Source organism: Paenibacillus sp. FSL F4-0087 (genome assembly GCF_038020215.1).
In the GTDB taxonomy this organism is placed as follows: domain Bacteria; phylum Bacillota; class Bacilli; order Paenibacillales; family Paenibacillaceae; genus Paenibacillus; species Paenibacillus taichungensis.
In genome coordinates this window covers 4,596,084-4,612,695 of record NZ_JBBODJ010000001.1, presented here as the reverse complement: position 1 = coordinate 4,612,695, position 16,612 = coordinate 4,596,084, and the positions used below count along the sequence as shown (strand labels likewise).

Here is a 16,612-nt window from a genome sequence, read left to right as displayed (position 1 = left end):
GACAAGGCTGCAATTAAGCCGTCTCATGCTGTTTCTTCGGCTCTGCTTCATAGACTTGCGTATGTTCATTTTCAGCTAAAGCCCATTCTACCGTGCCAGGTTTGCGTATTTTCCACATCCAGGCCTGTACTTGAAGTGATCTCTTAACCCATGCGAGAGACGCACAACGTTGCTCGGAACGAACTGATAATCCCCAGTGAATAACGCGTGCGAGCCACCGGTTCACATACTCATTATGAGAACGCACAGATGGCAATTCATCGCGGAACAGTCGCTGTTTAACATCCATAGGGGGCTGCCCGCATGTCCAATAATGAAGCAACGCTGCCAGGCTATATATGTCTGACATCGGTCCCTGACTGGATTTCTCCGAGTAGAACTCAAGCGGCGAATACCCGGCCGATGTAAAGATCGCCTGTTTTTCCCCGGATTGTACAGGCCAACGAGCTGCTGAACCGAAGTCCAGTAGTTTGGGCGTACCGTCTTCCATCACCATAATATTGGATGGCTTCACATCACGATGAAGAATTCCCTGCTTATGAATATAGTCCAGTGTATCTACCAGCGGGAGCAATGTCTCCGTAATAAATGCCGCGTCCAGCGCATGATTTCGCTCAATCAGATATTCGGTTAAGGTTACCCCTGTACAATATTCCATAACAAGATACCCTGTGTCATTTTCTTCGAAATGATCCACATACGACACAATATGAGGATGATTCAATGTCGATAACAGCTCTCCTTCTACCAAAAATGCAGCAAGAAGTTCCTGATACTGACCACTGAAACCTCGTGAAGAACAGAACACTCCCCGTTTGTCAGCCTGACGTGCTGCAAGCCTCTGGGGGAAAAACTCCTTGATTGCTACTTTTGCACCTGTATTCCGATCTCTTCCTGCATATACAATAGCCAGCTCACTGCTAGCCATGAGATGTCTTACCTGATATGTATCATTTAAAATTACATTGCGTTGCAATGCCATTTTGCAATTGTCCTTTTTCATAACAGACCCTCTTTTCAACCTTGTCGATCGGAAGACTTGCCGCATGTTGCATCATTTGGTCCAACCAGACAGGCGTTTCATCGCCAACCATGTATATAAACCAAATGATGCGATTTGAATCACAACCATGCGGAAATATTAAAAAATTTCTATATTTAATAATTCTTCTGTAAAAATTGCTGAATTTCTTGGTTCATCTGCTTCAACACGTCTTGAGAAGGAAAATGACCTGTGTCGTATTTGATTGCTTTGACATTCGGAATAATCTTCTGAGCTCTTTCAATGACCTTATCTGCCGGGAAAAAGACATCCTTTTCTCCCACCAGCAGCAGAGTTGGAGATGTATAATTCACCAATTCGTCCTGCTCCGTAAGCTTGGGCATATCCTGCTCCAGACTGACGTATTTGAAGATTTTCCCGATTATATTTTTATCTATTTCTTTCATACAACTGCATGACATGATATCCGCGATCTTTTGCAAAGAAGTTGGAGAAGAAGTCATTTTGTACGTTACGAGTGGCAACACGATATCCTGAGCCATTTTAATTTTGGATCCTACGGCCAGTCCAGCGGGTGCTACCAGAACAGAACATGCAATTCGGTCCGGAATGTAAGTTGCCAGTCTTAGGATAATTCCGCCTCCAAAGGAAGGACCGATAAACGCACTTTTTTCGATCTTGTAGTGATCCAGCAAATCAGAAATCCACAAAGCCAAACTATCAAACCTTGCCGAAATTCGTGTTTCTTCACTGTAGCCTGGATGACCGATCGTATCCGGCGCGATAATCCGGTAATCTTTGAAAAGAGAAGAGAACCATGACAACGTCATCGGATTCACACAATTTCCGCCCTGGAGAATAAATAGCGGCTTACCGTCTTCTGGACCTGTTAATAAAACATGCGTTTGTCCAAAACGTGTCTCGACGTACTCTCGTGTAAAACCTTCGCCCAATTGCTCAACATACGCTTCGTATTCCTCAAGTATGCTGCTCTTGCCTTCTTCACTTCTATAAATGGAACTCATGTCTGCCTCCTGCAAAGTATACTCTTTCAACATTTTATGGATTTTAAGGTCCATAAATATAAAAGAGCCCGCTGATGACAGGCTCCTTCATATGTGTAACTTATCATAATGAACTGATTATAGAATGGAAACTGGAAATTGTAAACATCGTTTCTCATAGAAAATTAATAATATAGAAATTGTAGAGAAATAGGGCTATTTTCGACCGTAATCTGCCTTGATTTCGCCCCACTGCTTGGTCTGCCATTTTAGCACTTTATTGCTGTACGTATTCGTCCGCAGCCACTGCTCTGCACGGTCAATCATCAGCCAGATCTCTTCGGTGGAAGCATCCCTTGCGAGCGTGGTGGACACCGCTTTTTGCTTCAACCATTTCATCGCATTGACAGAGTCCGTATAAACCGTCTTACTACTGCCCTCTTTTTTGAGATACGCCAAGGCATGTACGATTGCCAGAAATTCACCCAGATTATTCGTACCTTTGGAGATTGGCCCAACGGAGAAAATAATCTCACCCGTGCGGGTATCTACGCCTTTATATTCCACCGGCCCTGGATTCCCACGCGTACCAACATCAACCGAGATGCTGTCATAGTCAATTTCTGCGGAGGTCTCCATGCCCGCACTTCTTCCGCTACTGCCAGACTTCGTCTTCGAAGAAGCGCCTGAACCACTGGCACCCGTACCCCAGTTTCCTTTCCATCCTGCACGATATGCCTCTTCGGCGGCGGCTTTCGATTCATACGATTTATATTTTGCTCCAGTAAAATGATCCGTTTGTGCTTTGCATTCCGCCCATGTGCTGTATACGCCAGGCTGCTTTCCTGCCCAGACGACATAGTATTTCTGCTTTGCCAATATGACCCGCTCCTTCGTTTGCTGCATTCAATTCCTTATTGTAAACGATAGGGAGGTGAGAATGAAAGAAGCGTGTTTATCTTATCCCTGCACTTGATACCTCCATTTCTTCAACATGTCTAATGCTACTTCCAGAAGCTTGCTTTGGTTATGTGAGATTTGCATTTCAATAATTGTTTGACACCTAAGGTTTTGTAAATCAGATAACTTATCCATCATTTGCTCCAGCAACATGAATGACTGCGCGCTCACTTCCAGACTGGAATCACCGATAAATGGAATAATGTTCTCAATATGTACTATGTAATTCAGGTTTTCAAGAGCGTATAGCAATGTGCCTCTGCTTCCTGATGTCTTGGAGTCTGTGATGACTTCAATTAACGGTTCGACTGCTCGATCATCTCCAATGTCAGATAAAGCGATAGCAATTGTGTTGCGTAGTATGGCGTTGTCCGTAGATTTCAGGAGTTCAATCAAGAAAGCGAATTGAGTTATATCCTTTTTTTCACCAATATATGCTATTTGTTTAACAACGCCTTCCATATCTCCTTGGGAAAGATGCTTTTGTAACATGTTTGTATACATTGTACGTTGTATCACTCCTCATTTTTTAGAAGAAAGCTCTCCATAATAATATCGGTCATTTCCTTATTTTAGGATGTAGTATAATGGTCCTTATAATGTCGGGACTATTTTCCTTATCCACATCTCTTGTCCTAAACAATTGTATATTTCAACCAGATCAGGAACAGGCTAAGAAATACGACACATGATTTGGTACAGAAAGGAATACAACCAATGGACTGGATATGGAAATCCATCTTGCTTGTACTGATTGGTATGTTTCTACTGCGGATTGCTGGACGTAAATCTATCTCGCAAATGAGTGTAGCCACAACGGTCATTATTATCTCGATCGGAACAACGATCGTGCAGCCAATTGCGAATCATGAGTTAGGTAAAGCGATCGGGTCAGCGGCGGTATTTATCCTCACACTTCTGATTGTTGAACAGTTACAATTGAAGTTTAATTGGTTTGAAAAACTGATGAGCGGAAAATCGAAGGTTGTTGTGGAAGATGGGAAGTTGAATCTGCCGAATTTGAAACGCATGCGCTTCTCCGTGGACCAATTGGAGATGCAGTTGCGGGAGAAAGGGATTACAAGTATTGCCGATCTGGAAACGGCCACGATGGAACCAAACGGGCAACTCGGTTACGTGCTCAAACGACACGCACGCCCAGTAACCGTAGGCGATTTGGAAGCACTCCTGAAGCAAGGTACGTGGCCCATGGAATCCAAGGAACTGTTCCAGGAGGTCATCCAGGATGGACACTCGCGTCCAATTGACTCCAAGATACAGTAAATGAAAAAGACACCCGAATGCGAATGCCTTCAGGTGTCTTTTTTTGCCTTAATCTGCAATCCGTTATGAAATTAGGACTTGGAGGAAACTTCCGATTTGACCATGTGATCCGGAATGTTGTTATTGGCAATGATTTCTCCAAATGGACCAACAAAGGAATGATCGCCGCTTTCTCCATGTTGCGAGTACTGAAGCTTTGGAAATAACAGCTCCGCGGTACGATAACATTCTTCCAGATGCGGATACCCTGATAAAATGAAGGTCTCGATCCCCAGTTCTTCATACTCTCTGATTCTGGCTGCGACCTGATCGGGATCACCAACAAGTGCGGTTCCGGCGCCACCTCTGACCAAGCCAATGCCCGCCCACAGATTGGGGATAATCTCTAGGTTGGAGCGATCCCCATTATGCAGCTTGGCCATTCTCTGCTGTCCTACGGAATCCATGCGGGCATAGATCTGCTGGGCAGCGGCTATTGTCTCCTCATCCAGATGGGAGATTAGCTCATTAGCGGCCTTCCATGCTTCGTCTGCTGTCGGACGCACAATAACATGCATACGTATGCCAAAACGAATGCTTCTTCCTTTCTTTGCAGCCAGTTCCCGCATTTGATGAATTTTGGCTTGCACCTGACTCGGAGGCTCACCCCACGTTAAATACACATCGACATGATCCGCTGCCACTTCCATTGCGGCTACCGAGGAACCTCCAAAATAGAGTGGTGGATGTGGCTTTTGGATGGTCGGATACAGGACGGAGCCACCCTTAACCTTCAGATATTTGCCTTCATAGTCAACCGCCTCTCCCTCCAATTCCTTCCGCCAAATGGTCAGAAATTCATCGGCTAACGCATAGCGCTCATCGTGGTCCAGGAACAGCCCTTCTCCTTCAAGCTCAATTGGATCTCCACCAGCCACCACATTGATCAGCAGTCTTCCTTTGGAGAAACGATCCAGTGTTGCGGCCATACGTGCAGCTGTGGTTGGCATCATCAGACCTGGACGCGCCGCGACAAGAAACTTAAGCCTGTCCGTGGAAGAAATCAGCGATGAAGCAACAATCCAGGCATCTTCACACGACTTTCCCGTAGGTAACAAAACACCGGCATATCCAAGTTCATCCGCGGCTTGTGCCACCTGCTTGCAGTAATGATAACTGACTGCCCGAGCTCCTTCTTTTGTTCCAAGATACCTGCCATCCCCGTGCGTGGGAATAAACCAAAACAGTTCCATAGGTATGACCTCATTCCTATTTCTTATATTTTATTTTTCCGATTGATTTGGTGTGTTTTATTTATTATGATAGCTATTATCCGTTGGATATCAACGATCAATTAGCCAGAATCTGACGGTTAAACAACGCATTTGACCGATGTGTTGCGAAATGTCTTATTCATCTACATCCCCAAACCATTTGAAGGCTCAACAAAGTTGAACAATCCGTTGTTTTCGAGGTGATGAGAAGTGAATGAATCCCGTGGAGTGGATCGAAGAATTTTACGGACCCGTGTGATGATTTCCAAAGCTCTCCTGAAAATTTTGCCACACAAGGCCTTTACCGAAATTAGTGTCGTAGACATCGCGGAGCAAGCGAATATCAATCGATCTACCTTTTACGCCCACTTTCTGGACAAGGATGATTTATTGGATAGCATGGTGAATGAGAAATTTCAACTGCTTGAACAGTTACTGGCGGAACGGAATTCCCACCTTGGGAGTCTACCTTCATTTAACGAGCCAGATCCCATTTATGCAGTATTGTTCGAGCATATATTGGAGCATGAAGAATTCTATAGGGTGATGGTACTCATTAATCCTGCTGGGAATTTCAACAGCCGGATGAATGAAGTGATTAGAGAGATGTTTTTGGATCGGATATCCCAGTTAGGTATGGAGCAAAAAGAAGTGCCTCTCGATATTCTGCTGGATCATATCAGCTTCTCCACCATTGGAATTATTCACAAATGGCTTGCTGACAGTAAGGTAAACTCACCTCATCATATGGCTCTTCAATTAACCCGCATTGCCCTGTTAGGAACATATAAAGCGATGGGAGCATTGGTTTAGAGGGAATAGCCACATCTCCAAAAAGGTGATGCACAACATCTGAATACACGTGACATGTGACACTTGAGACTCTAGAACAAAAAGAACTGTCATTTAAGCATATATTCCGCTTAAAGACAGTTCTTCTTTTGCTACTTAGTCCATAATTGCCTGTGCAACCGGAGTTATAGTGGAAGAGATAATGAGAGAACATGTGTGAGTTTCAGCTAAGACAGTCCTTGTCTCACCGTGTACTCAAATAGGCAATACCCAAGCCACCGGTAACCGGATTTTCATAGATTTCACATTCCACGTCGAATACTTCACCAATCATTTCACGGGTCAAGATATCGGCGGGTTTGCCATGAACCACAATCTGTCCCTGCTTCACAACATAGAGGTAATCACAATACGCTGCAGCGAGTTCGAGATCATGAAGCGCAGCCAATATGCCGATATCCAGACTCCGCACAATGTTGAGGATCTGAAGCTGATATTTGATATCCAGATGATTGGTAGGCTCGTCCAATATCAGAAATTCGGGCTGCTGCGCCAGCACTCGGGCGAGGACCACACGCTGCTTCTCCCCGCCGGACAGGGACACGTAATTGCGGTCCGCATGTCCGGTCAGATGTACCTTTTCCAGCGCCTGTTCCACGATTTCATAATCCCGTTCATTATCCGTCTCCAGCAGCTTCTTGTGAGGTGTGCGACCCATCATGACCATTTCACGCACAGTAAAATCAAAGCTCAATTCGTTAAACTGACCCACAACGCCCATATGCCGGGACACGACCTTGGGACTGGATTTCAAAATGTCCGTATCATCGAGAAATACTTTGCCTTGCTGTGGTTTGATCACTTTATAGATGCTCTTGAGCAGCGTTGATTTGCCACAACCGTTCGGGCCAATCAGGCCTACGAATTGCTTGCCATTTACCTGTAAAGAAATGTCCCGGATAATATCCGTGTTCAGCACCGATATGGATATATTTTCTACATTCAGTTTCATGTTTATTTTCCTCCAAAACCGTAGCCTTTTTTGACTAACATATACATAAACATCGGCGCACCAATCATCGCTGTAATGATCCCGATTGGCAATTCAACGCTGGAAATCAGTGATCGTGCAATAACATCCGTCCAGATCAGGAAGATGGCACCGAATAGTACGGATACTGGCATGACTTTACGATGGTCAGATCCAACCAGCCCTCTCACAATATGCGGAATAATCAATCCAACAAAACCGATCATGCCGCAGCTTGCCACCATTACGCCGGTGACGAGAGCCGTTAACAGCATATACAACCTGCGATATACACTGAGATTAATCCCTAGCGTAACCGCGGCTTCGTCACCCAGCAGCATCGTATTAAGGACCCGGGATTGCAACAGAAAGAACAGAATGGCTACGAGCACAACGATGCTAATCAGCGGAAGCTTGTTCCATCCTGATGAGGCAAGACTGCCCATGGTCCAGAATGTTACGGTCTTGATGCCTTCGGCATTGTTGGCAAAATAAATGATAAAGTTCGAAAAGGCACTGCACAGTGCATTAATGACCATCCCGGCAAGCACCAGCTTGACCGATGTCATTTTCCCCCGAATACCTGCGAGAGCCAGGACCAGCAAGGACGCACCCATCGCGCCGGCAAATGCCCAGAAGGCCACCCCGGTCTGACCAAGCCAGCCAATCGCGCCGAATCCGATCAGAATGGCAAACGTAGCCCCGAGTGAAGCTCCTGAGGAGATCCCCAGTATATACGGGTCTGCAAGAGGATTCTGCACGGCAGCCTGCATAACTGCACCACATAAAGCTAACCCGGCACCGATAAACATGGCCATCAGTACACGCGGAAAGCGAATCTGCCAGATGATATCCGTAAAGGACCCCGCCTCAATCGGCGTAGAGCCGAATTGAAATCCGGTTAATTTGTACAACAGAATACGATAAGACTCGGCAAGCGGAATGCTCACCTGTCCAATGGATACAGCAATCCCAACCGAAACAACCATTACGATGATTAAAGCGGCAATCAATACTGCAAAACCGGATTTGCTGTGAATCAGTGATTCCCTTTTTCCCATACGCTGCTTCTGAATCTGAGCCGTCTGTGCCATCTTTTCCCCCATCAATATCACTTGAATTTGAATAATAAAAATTTAGCTATTTACAAAGCATTTTCTCGGATTATAATTGAGAATGATTATCTTTGTCAATTTAAAAAACATAAAGAAAAGGGGCTCGTCGCTAGATGAAATTCAAATTCAGAACCATTTGGTTCGCTTCTTTAAGTCTCCTGTTACTCTTGATTGCCGCATGTTCCAATGCAGCATCTTCCACCACTACCACCCCCGTTGTGGAGGGAAGCAATTCATCAGAAACGGCAACACAAGTAGAAAATACAAGCAAAACATCCTATCCGCTCACGATTGAGAACTTTACCATCTCAGGTGAAGGTGGCGAGTGGAAACCAAAATCACAAACATTCGAGAAAGCCCCCGAGCGTGTCGTCGCGAATACCCAATCTGCTGCAGAGATGCTGATCAAGCTTGGGCTAACCGATAAAATGGTTGGAGTCGCCGCACTGTATGGCACGGTTACTCCTGATGTCGCAGATGATTTTGCGAAAATTCCTGTCTTGTCCAAAGATTATGTGGGTAAAGAGCTCGTTGTAGGCGCAAGTCCGGATCTGGTGCTGGGACGTGGGGACCTCTTTGCAGACGCAGACTGGGGTGTAGGTACCGTGGATGGCTTGAACGACATGAACATCCGGACCTTCCTGCAAACCACGAATCATCAAGGGACATTGGACAGCCTCTATAATGATATTGCACAGTTGGGTCAAATCTTCGATGTACAGGACAACGCCGCAAAATTCACAGAAAGCCTGAAAGCTCGTGTTGAAGCCATCAAGTCAAGTGTGGCGGATCAATCTGAGCATCGTTTTGCCTACATCGTTCCTGCTACGGAAGACACGATTACTGTGAGCAGTATGCATAATGATACGTATCAGTTGGATGCACTGAGCCTGTTGAAACTGAAAAATACATTTGATGGCGTGCAAGGCGAAGTCAGTGTGGAACAGCTAATCACGGCAAACCCGGACTACTTGCTCTTATCCGCTTATGCCGGTTCCCCGGATATCGACAAGCTGATTCAAAATCTGTATGCCAACCCTGCACTGCAAAGCATGAATGCCATCAAAAACAAACAAATTTACGTAACAGATTTCAGTCAGTTCTGGGGTTATGGATATCAAATTCTGGACGGCATTGAGAAGATGGAACAGGAAATGAAAGCAAATCCGATCAAGTAATTGCAGGACATCTGCTTCCAATTTTGAATGGAAAAATCAGAAGAGCAGGAGAAAAGATTTCTCGCTGCTCTTTTTGTTCTCCGTTTATGTGTCAGCATTTAAAATCCGAGCTTGACATTAGTTTGATAACAAACTATATTACATGTATGAAAACGACAGACGCTATATCACTCATATCCAAAATTAAAGAGAAGGTCAACCGCTTCATTTTATCCGAGATGGCTGGGCAGGGAATTCAGGATCTGGCCACGTCACATGGGGATATAATCTACGCCCTGTACAATAACTCCCGAATGACCATGGCTGAAATCGCCAAAAAAATTGGTAAGGATAAATCCACGGTCACAGCGCTTGTAGACAAATTGGTGCGCAACGGTTATGTCGCCAAAGAACGTGACGCAACAGATTCACGGATTGTCCATGTGACATTGACTGCAAAAGGAGAAGAGCTTAAACCGGTATTTGAACATATTTCACGTCGTATGCTGGACGCGTTTTATGCGGATGTTACTGAAGCGGAAAAAAAAGAACTGCTTCGAATTTTGATGAAAATTCACGGCAACTTCTAATTTTTTTTGGAGTAATAGTTTGATATAAAACTAATTTTGGAGGTTTGTCCTAATGATCGATTTTACTCAATTGCTACCTGAACATGAAGTCAAAACGATAGGAAAACATGATTTGTACCTTGAAATATATGAAGGTGATGATATTGCTCCCCACTCGGTAAATTCAGTAACCAAGCCGCCTCTCTTGTTTGTTCATGGCGCATATACAGGCAGCTGGATGTGGAGCAAATATATCCCCCACTTCGTTGAACAAGGCTGGACCTGCTACGTTATGAACCTCAGAAGTCATTACAAAAGCCGGGTAATGGACATGACGAAAATTATGTTTGAGGACTATTTGGAGGATATCCGCGAAGTTCTGGCAGAGTGTACAGCACCCCCTGTTCTCATCGGCTTCAGCATGGGCGGAATACTCAGTCAGAAGATTGCCGAGACGATTACTTTAGCTGGATTGGTCGTGATTGATTCCAGTCTAAGCCAGGAAGTTCATCAATTGATTCCCTATCCTGAGAGTGATCGAATTACACCTGACATTGTCATCCCTCCCCCGGCCCGCGAAGAGCACAACAGTATTGACGAATCAGCAGAGGATATTGCCTTTCAGCGTAAATATCTGCAGATGGAGTCAGCGAAGGCATTTCTCACGTTCTCGGCAGCATTTGGGTCAAGCGGCGGTGTATCCATCAACGGCAATTTAATTACATGTCCAAGTCTGGTCATCAAAGCCGTAGAATCCGATGATGAGGAGCGAAGAGGTCAATTGACTGCAGAACAGCTTGGCGCTGAATATGCAGGGCTGTGGGATACAACCCATACCGGATTGCTCGTCGGCCAGCGATATTTGGAAGTTGTGGAGATCATCCTAAAATGGTTAAATCGGGGGAATTAAAATCAAACCCGAGCACAACAAAGTCGCCCTTCCTCTAAAGTGCAGCTCCAATGGTACGTTGTATCTACGAATTGAATTGCAGTCCGAGTCATGGGCGACTTGTATTTTTCTTTGTTACACGTTTTTCTTTTTACAAATATATATCACTGCCATAAGGAGGAACCATGCAGGGGTAACAAATAGCGCTACACGCGTATCCTCAGCCAATGCCAGAATCACCAACACAAATACCAAAAACGTCAGAATCAAGTAGTTGGAGAATGGATAGAGTGGCAGTCTAAAACGACTCCGGCTCGCCAGTTCCGGGCGGGTACGGCGGTATCTGAGATGACAAATCACCATAATGCCCCAGACGAAGATGAAACAGACCGTTGAGACACTGGTGATCAGCGTAAATACCCCCTCCGGCATCACATAGTTCAGAACAATCGCAATCAGAATAACGATCGTGGAGAAAAAAAGCGCATTGGAAGGAACCTTTCTGTTATTCAGTCGTGCGAACGAAGTGGGCGCGTTGCGATCCTTCGCCATGGAGAACACCATACGGCTTGTACTGAAAATGGCGCTGTTACAGGCCGAAGCAGCAGATGTTAGTACCACAAAATTCACAATGCCGGCAGCTGCTGCAATGCCCACGGCTGCGAATACCTGAACAAACGGACTCTCGCTGGGCACAATTGCGTTCCATGGGTAGATACTCATAATAATCAGCAGTGCGCCAACATAGAAAAGCAAGACACGGATGGGAATCTGGTTAATCGCTCTCGGAATAACCTTCTCCGGGTTCTCGGTTTCTCCCGCTGTCAATCCCACCAGTTCCATGCCTACAAAGGCGAACACCACCATCTGGAATGATATGATGAATCCATGCATTCCATTCGGAAACCATCCCCCATGACTCCACAGATTGGTGAAACTCGCAGGACCTTGATCCGTGGTAAAACCTTTGAAGATCATATAAAGACCAACAACAATCAGTGCCAGTATGGCCAATACTTTTATCAGGGCAAACCAGAATTCCATTTCACCAAACAGCTTAACCGTTGCCAGATTCATGATCAGTAAAACGATCAGTGCAATCAATCCGGGCATCCATTGGGGTACTTGCGGAAACCAGAACTGCGTATACAATCCAACTGCCGTAATATCAGCCATCGCAATGGAAATCCAGCAGAACCAGTAGGTCCAACCTGTAATAAATGCCGCCATGTTTCCCAGGTAATCACGCACAAAATCAACAAAGGAGTGATACTCCAAGTTGCTTAGCAGCAGTTCCCCCAATGCACGCATGATGAGAAATAACACAATACCCGTAATAATATAGGCCAGCAAGATGGATGGCCCTGTCAGTTGAATCGTTTTGCCTGCTCCGAGAAACAGACCTGTACCGATTGCACCTCCAATCGCCATCAGTTGCACGTGCCTGTTCTTTAATCCTCGTGTTAATGTTTCTTCTTGCATGGTAAACCACCACTCTCTTTCTGCACATGCTCTCTACGATGTCAAACTTGTATACAACTCATCATATAATAATCTGTCGTGAATACCTATAATTCTTTTAGATTTTTTTGCGCAGCAAAGAGGCCACCTTTTGAAAAGGCGCCCTCTGATCTGGTCAACGATTATTTGTGTTTATAAAACTCGTGATACAGCTTCATAAGCGCCCTCTTCTCAATCCGTGATACATAGGAGCGTGAGATGCCAAGTTCCTTGGCTATCTCGCGTTGGGTGCGCTCTTCCCCGCCTGCCTCCAAGCCAAATCGGCCAATAACAACTTCCTTCTCCCGATCATCCAAGATGTCGAGATTGCGGTAAATCTTACTTTTTTCAATCTTGAGTTGTACCTTATCTACAACGTCGTCGGCTTCTGTTCCGAGAATATCAATTAATGTAATTTCATTGCCCTCTTTGTCCGTTCCGATTGGATCATGAAGGGAAACGTCTTTGCGTGTTTTCTTCAGGGAACGCAAATGCATAAGTATTTCGTTTTCAATACAACGGGCAGCAAACGTAGCGAGTTTGGTCCCTTTGCCTTGTTGAAAACTTTCGATCGCCTTAATCAAACCAATCGTTCCGATCGAAATCAAGTCTTCCTGGTCTTCGCCAGTATTGTCAAATTTCTTGACGATATGCGCGACGAGGCGCAGATTGTGTTCGATAAGCAAATTACGCGAATGTGCGTTGCCTTCAGCCATAAGGCGTAAATGTTTGGCTTCATCATCCTCAGCCAGTGGCTGGGGAAATGCATTATTTTTGACATACGAGACGAGTAACGTTAACTCTTTGATGAAAAGGGCAATTGCGGTAAACAATCCGGGCACAGATGACACCTCCTGCAGTTTTACAACGATCTGGCCTGAGCACATGTGGGAACAGGGTCGATTTATTGTATGTAGGCGTGTGCCCAGAAGTGCACGTACACTTGAAAAAGGGAAGTTATTCGCGGAGATTTATACACCCACTGAAACAATCGAGCCCACCTTTTGAAGGATGAGGAATTCTTTCTCGACACTGTCGATAAAATACTTCTTCTCACCAAATATCACGACATCATTCTCAGCTAATTGAACATCGCTTTTGAAATAAATAAAATTGTCCGTTTCTCTGAACGCACCTTTGTAGTAGTACAAGTTGTCACCTTCTCCTTGGAAAAATGAATGATATCAACTGCTGTAATTACTATTCTTTTCGTTTAAAACACACCTTGTAAAGCATAAGCCCCATCCCAGATGAACAAATAAGATATCCAAAGAACAAGAACAGTAAATAAATACCATGAAGATCTTCAGGAATCTGATTTACACCTTCAAACCACGCAGAACGAATAGGATACAGTAGCGCTACCCAAATGATCAGCAAGATTAGAATATAATTAATTATTTTTCTCACAATAACGATCCTTTCAAGTCCGAGTGGAAACAAGAAATAATATATAGCAACTCCTACAACGAAAGGAAAAAAGCCGCTAGATTTAGCGACTTCCTATGGTACAATGTTGCCGCCCCGACATTTAGAGAGTACAAAATCAGCATCTTTTCTTAGTAATGTGAGATTGTAATGCCATGGATAAGTCCCTCGGTTGAATTGGAGGCGAAATGGACCCGGGTGTCCCCAAAACGATAGGAGAGTAAATATTCTCCTTGAATATCAGGGTTCTCACCCTTTTGACCTTTTCCCAACATCTTCTCAATGTCACTGAAGGTTTTCATAGGGAGAGTTTTCCAACTCAAAAAAATATGTTCAAGACGGTCTGTGTCTCCCTCCCCAAAATTAAAGGAAACATACTCTACCCCTTCAAATATCCAGAAAAGTCCTCCCATTTCCGGTTCATAATAGGGTTCACTATTTGAACTTTTCAGCGCTTTTGATACTTCTCCTTTCGTTTGTCCAAAGCTTATATTTTCAAACCCCGGTATTCTCCCACTCTTCAACTCTTGAATGGAGTTTTTATTTAAATCAAAAAATGGCCTGCTCAGTTCAGACTGAATTTTGGAGAAAGGAACTTTCACCTCTATAAATCCCGCCGCATAAGGCCCAACTTCGTATGGATTAAATACCAAGACAATTCCTGTGTTTTGGTAGTAAAAGCTAGATGTATTCGACAAGGGAAAGTTATAAAAACTGTCCGGGAAAACATTCTCATTACTCTTTAGGTCTGATTCAATACCCTCAGCTAGATTAACAGCTTGTTTATTGGTTTGAATCACCTGGTTCAAGTAGAGGCGTTTTCCTGTTGTTAGATCATAATTATAAGTCGTTACTTCTTCATACCCGTGCGCGCCGCCTCTGAAATTATAATCTGTATATACAATAGATATTAGGTTGTTTTGATTATATTTAGTCTGTGCAGTTGTATTCCAGTAAAAGTAATCTTGCTGTTTTTTTAGATATGTATTCTGTATAGCGGCATTTACGGCATGGATTTTGAGTGTTTTATTTATTTTATCCCTGACCTTTTGTTCGCCGCCAATTATTTGAACATACTTTTGCCCTTTATACGAGTAAATTTTTGTCGTTACTGTGCTCGACCCGGCTGCATTCGCATCACTTATTGGGATTATAAATAGAAACACTAATAAGAAGCTTATTAACATAGCAAATGTTTTATTCAAATTGAAATCCATCCTTTCTAATTATTATGATATACCAATAATACTGTAACTTGGCTGGTTTGTCTTTTTCTAGTTGAAACTGTAATCCATCCATAGAACAGCCTCCATCCACACGTTAATGCGGAGTGAAGGCTACATCTACCTGTCTATATTTAATTCACTGGTGCCGGCTCTACAGCATCGGCGATTTCCGATACCCTCGATTTGCGTTCCATTGTCACGCTAACGAATAATCCCACAAGTCCAAGTGCTGCAATAACTGCTGCATACAACGGTACCGAGATAAGCCCCGTATGCGTAATTGCAAACCCGCCCAAATAGGCACCACCTGCGTTGCCCAGATTAAAGGCCGAGTGACTCGACGTTGTCGCCAGCAGCGGTGCTTCGCGAGTCATATTCATAATTCGAATTTGCAATCCTGGCATAATCCCAAAAGCCGCAACGCCCCAGCAGAAGATGGTCATTACCGCGAGATACGGATTGTCCAGCGTCAACGTTAAGGCCGCCAACAGAACTGCCAGTATACCAAAGTTAACCATCAGGGAAGGCATCAGCTTCCAGTCTGCCAGACGACCACCAAGCATATTACCCAATGTAACGCCGACACCGAACAGCACCAGAATCCAGGTCACGCTCTGCTCAGCAAAACCACTAATATCGACAAGCATTGGTGTTATATAGGTGAACACAGCGAACAGACTTCCACAGCCCAGCGCACCAATCAGCAATATTAATAACACTTGGGGGCGAACCAGATTCCGGAATTGCTGACCAAGGTTTGCTGGCGGTCCCTGCTGCATCACCGGAATGAAACGAATGATACCAATCAATGAGATGATGCCCAGAATAGTAATGGCTCCAAACGATGACCGCCATCCTAGCTGCTGCCCAATGAAGGTACCAAACGGCACACCGATAATGTTGGCAATCGTTAATCCAGCCAGGACTACGGATACTGCCCCTGCCCTTCTCTCCGGTGCAACCAATCGTGTTGCCATCAGCGAGCCTACACCCAGAAACGTACCGTGGGCAAATGCCGTTAGAATACGTGCCGAGATGAGCAACCCGTAAGTTGGTGCAATAACAGACAATGCATTACCGATGATAAAAATACACATCAGCAGTACCAGCAGTTTTTTCTGCGGTATCTTGTGCGTGAACACGGTTAGTATAGGCGCACCCACCGCCACACCAAGCGCGTAACCCGTAATTAACTGCCCTGCTTGGGGGATACTCACATTCAGATCCGTCGCTACATTGGGCAGAAGGCCCATAATAATAAACTCTGTCATGCCAATGGCAAAAGCTCCTACCGTCAGACATAAAAGGGATAAAGGAAACGCCCCTCGTTTAGCAGATTTCGTAACTTGCGATTCCGTTTGAGATGACTCTGTCTTACGCATATGATGTTCTCTTCTCCTGT

At 44.7% G+C, this 16,612-nt stretch carries 17 protein-coding genes; 5 read left to right on the top strand and 12 right to left on the bottom strand.

The genetic code is table 11. From position 1 onward, the window contains the following. Positions 1-13: 13 nt before the first annotated feature. The 4 genes from MHB84_RS21180 to MHB84_RS21165 all read right to left on the bottom strand — a co-directional run bounded on the left by MHB84_RS21180 (position 14) and on the right by MHB84_RS21165 (position 3,459). On the bottom strand, positions 14-1,003 hold the full coding sequence (locus tag MHB84_RS21180) for a serine/threonine protein kinase (protein ID WP_076288018.1): 990 nt from the start codon (positions 1,001-1,003) through the stop codon (positions 14-16). Between the two features lie 155 nt (positions 1,004-1,158). Then, positions 1,159-2,028 (bottom strand): alpha/beta fold hydrolase, encoded by an 870-nt coding sequence (locus MHB84_RS21175; RefSeq protein WP_076288017.1) that lies wholly within the window; start codon positions 2,026-2,028, stop codon positions 1,159-1,161. Between the two features lie 195 nt (positions 2,029-2,223). Further along, positions 2,224-2,886, bottom strand: coding sequence for a ribonuclease H (gene rnhA / locus MHB84_RS21170; protein ID WP_063567948.1), 663 nt, complete (start codon positions 2,884-2,886; stop codon positions 2,224-2,226). An 81-nt stretch (positions 2,887-2,967) separates the two neighbouring features. Further along, positions 2,968-3,459: a HEAT repeat domain-containing protein gene (locus tag MHB84_RS21165; protein ID WP_125477349.1), complete on the bottom strand. Its 492-nt coding sequence runs from the start codon at positions 3,457-3,459 to the stop codon at positions 2,968-2,970. A 225-nt stretch (positions 3,460-3,684) separates the two neighbouring features. On the opposite strand from MHB84_RS21165, the gene MHB84_RS21160 reads away from it, so the two are divergent. Further along, positions 3,685-4,251 (top strand): DUF421 domain-containing protein, encoded by a 567-nt coding sequence (locus tag MHB84_RS21160; RefSeq protein ID WP_076288015.1) that lies wholly within the window; start codon positions 3,685-3,687, stop codon positions 4,249-4,251. Positions 4,252-4,322: 71 nt separating this feature from the next. Here the strand turns inward: MHB84_RS21160 and ssuD are convergent, their stop codons facing one another. After that, complete coding sequence (gene ssuD / locus MHB84_RS21155; protein WP_076288014.1) at positions 4,323-5,483, bottom strand: FMNH2-dependent alkanesulfonate monooxygenase; 1,161 nt, start codon at positions 5,481-5,483, stop codon at positions 4,323-4,325. 231 nt (positions 5,484-5,714) lie between these two features. Here ssuD and MHB84_RS21150 point away from each other — a divergent pair, with 231 nt between their 5' ends. Then, positions 5,715-6,317, top strand: a complete 603-nt coding sequence (locus tag MHB84_RS21150; protein WP_143764563.1) for a TetR/AcrR family transcriptional regulator C-terminal domain-containing protein — start codon at positions 5,715-5,717, stop codon at positions 6,315-6,317. Between the two features lie 223 nt (positions 6,318-6,540). Here the strand turns inward: MHB84_RS21150 and MHB84_RS21145 are convergent, their stop codons facing one another. After that, complete coding sequence (locus tag MHB84_RS21145) at positions 6,541-7,308, bottom strand: ABC transporter ATP-binding protein (RefSeq protein ID WP_076288013.1); 768 nt, start codon at positions 7,306-7,308, stop codon at positions 6,541-6,543. A gap of 2 nt (positions 7,309-7,310) precedes the next feature. Beyond that, a complete protein-coding gene (locus MHB84_RS21140; RefSeq protein WP_218642250.1) occupies positions 7,311-8,387 on the bottom strand; it encodes a FecCD family ABC transporter permease in 1,077 nt (358 codons plus the stop codon). A gap of 167 nt (positions 8,388-8,554) precedes the next feature. Here MHB84_RS21140 and MHB84_RS21135 point away from each other — a divergent pair, with 167 nt between their 5' ends. The 3 genes from MHB84_RS21135 (at position 8,555) to MHB84_RS21125 (ending at position 11,077) form a co-directional block, all read left to right on the top strand. Then, the gene (locus tag MHB84_RS21135) at positions 8,555-9,619 is read left to right on the top strand and encodes an ABC transporter substrate-binding protein (protein ID WP_083678789.1); all 1,065 of its coding nucleotides are present in this window, start codon (positions 8,555-8,557) and stop codon (positions 9,617-9,619) included. A 146-nt stretch (positions 9,620-9,765) separates the two neighbouring features. Then, positions 9,766-10,188 (top strand): MarR family winged helix-turn-helix transcriptional regulator, encoded by a 423-nt coding sequence (locus MHB84_RS21130; RefSeq protein WP_064640736.1) that lies wholly within the window; start codon positions 9,766-9,768, stop codon positions 10,186-10,188. A gap of 52 nt (positions 10,189-10,240) precedes the next feature. Next, positions 10,241-11,077 carry an alpha/beta hydrolase gene (locus tag MHB84_RS21125; protein WP_076288011.1) on the top strand — a complete coding sequence of 279 codons (837 nt, stop codon included), beginning with the start codon at positions 10,241-10,243 and terminating at the stop codon, positions 11,075-11,077. 114 nt (positions 11,078-11,191) lie between these two features. On the opposite strand, the gene MHB84_RS21120 is transcribed toward MHB84_RS21125, so the two are convergent. From MHB84_RS21120 to MHB84_RS21100, 5 genes are all read right to left on the bottom strand, one after another. Beyond that, positions 11,192-12,538 (bottom strand): amino acid permease, encoded by a 1,347-nt coding sequence (locus tag MHB84_RS21120; protein ID WP_076288010.1) that lies wholly within the window; start codon positions 12,536-12,538, stop codon positions 11,192-11,194. 161 nt (positions 12,539-12,699) lie between these two features. Next, a complete protein-coding gene (gene sigK / locus MHB84_RS21115; protein WP_076288009.1) occupies positions 12,700-13,398 on the bottom strand; it encodes an RNA polymerase sporulation sigma factor SigK in 699 nt (232 codons plus the stop codon). A gap of 129 nt (positions 13,399-13,527) precedes the next feature. Next, positions 13,528-13,707, bottom strand: a complete 180-nt coding sequence (locus MHB84_RS21110) for a hypothetical protein (RefSeq protein ID WP_076288008.1) — start codon at positions 13,705-13,707, stop codon at positions 13,528-13,530. A 408-nt stretch (positions 13,708-14,115) separates the two neighbouring features. Continuing rightward, entirely contained in the window at positions 14,116-15,189 is a 1,074-nt protein-coding gene (locus MHB84_RS21105) for a DUF3298 and DUF4163 domain-containing protein (RefSeq protein ID WP_076288006.1), read from the bottom strand. A gap of 152 nt (positions 15,190-15,341) precedes the next feature. Beyond that, a complete protein-coding gene (locus tag MHB84_RS21100) occupies positions 15,342-16,592 on the bottom strand; it encodes an MFS transporter (protein ID WP_076288005.1) in 1,251 nt (416 codons plus the stop codon). Between the last annotated feature and the right edge of the window lie 20 nt (positions 16,593-16,612).

Coding starts and splice junctions, on each gene's coding strand:
- MHB84_RS21120 (WP_076288010.1), bottom strand. CDS start 12,538: ATGCAAGAAGAAACATTAACACGAGGATTAAAGAACAGGCACGTGCAA.
- ssuD (WP_076288014.1), bottom strand. CDS start 5,483: ATGGAACTGTTTTGGTTTATTCCCACGCACGGGGATGGCAGGTATCTT.
- MHB84_RS21125 (WP_076288011.1), top strand. CDS start 10,241: ATGATCGATTTTACTCAATTGCTACCTGAACATGAAGTCAAAACGATA.
- MHB84_RS21165 (WP_125477349.1), bottom strand. CDS start 3,459: ATGTTACAAAAGCATCTTTCCCAAGGAGATATGGAAGGCGTTGTTAAA.
- MHB84_RS21180 (WP_076288018.1), bottom strand. CDS start 1,003: ATGAAAAAGGACAATTGCAAAATGGCATTGCAACGCAATGTAATTTTA.
- MHB84_RS21160 (WP_076288015.1), top strand. CDS start 3,685: ATGGACTGGATATGGAAATCCATCTTGCTTGTACTGATTGGTATGTTT.
- MHB84_RS21130 (WP_064640736.1), top strand. CDS start 9,766: ATGAAAACGACAGACGCTATATCACTCATATCCAAAATTAAAGAGAAG.
- MHB84_RS21145 (WP_076288013.1), bottom strand. CDS start 7,308: ATGAAACTGAATGTAGAAAATATATCCATATCGGTGCTGAACACGGAT.
- MHB84_RS21135 (WP_083678789.1), top strand. CDS start 8,555: ATGAAATTCAAATTCAGAACCATTTGGTTCGCTTCTTTAAGTCTCCTG.
- MHB84_RS21175 (WP_076288017.1), bottom strand. CDS start 2,028: ATGAGTTCCATTTATAGAAGTGAAGAAGGCAAGAGCAGCATACTTGAG.
- MHB84_RS21100 (WP_076288005.1), bottom strand. CDS start 16,592: ATGCGTAAGACAGAGTCATCTCAAACGGAATCGCAAGTTACGAAATCT.
- MHB84_RS21140 (WP_218642250.1), bottom strand. CDS start 8,387: ATGGGAAAAAGGGAATCACTGATTCACAGCAAATCCGGTTTTGCAGTA.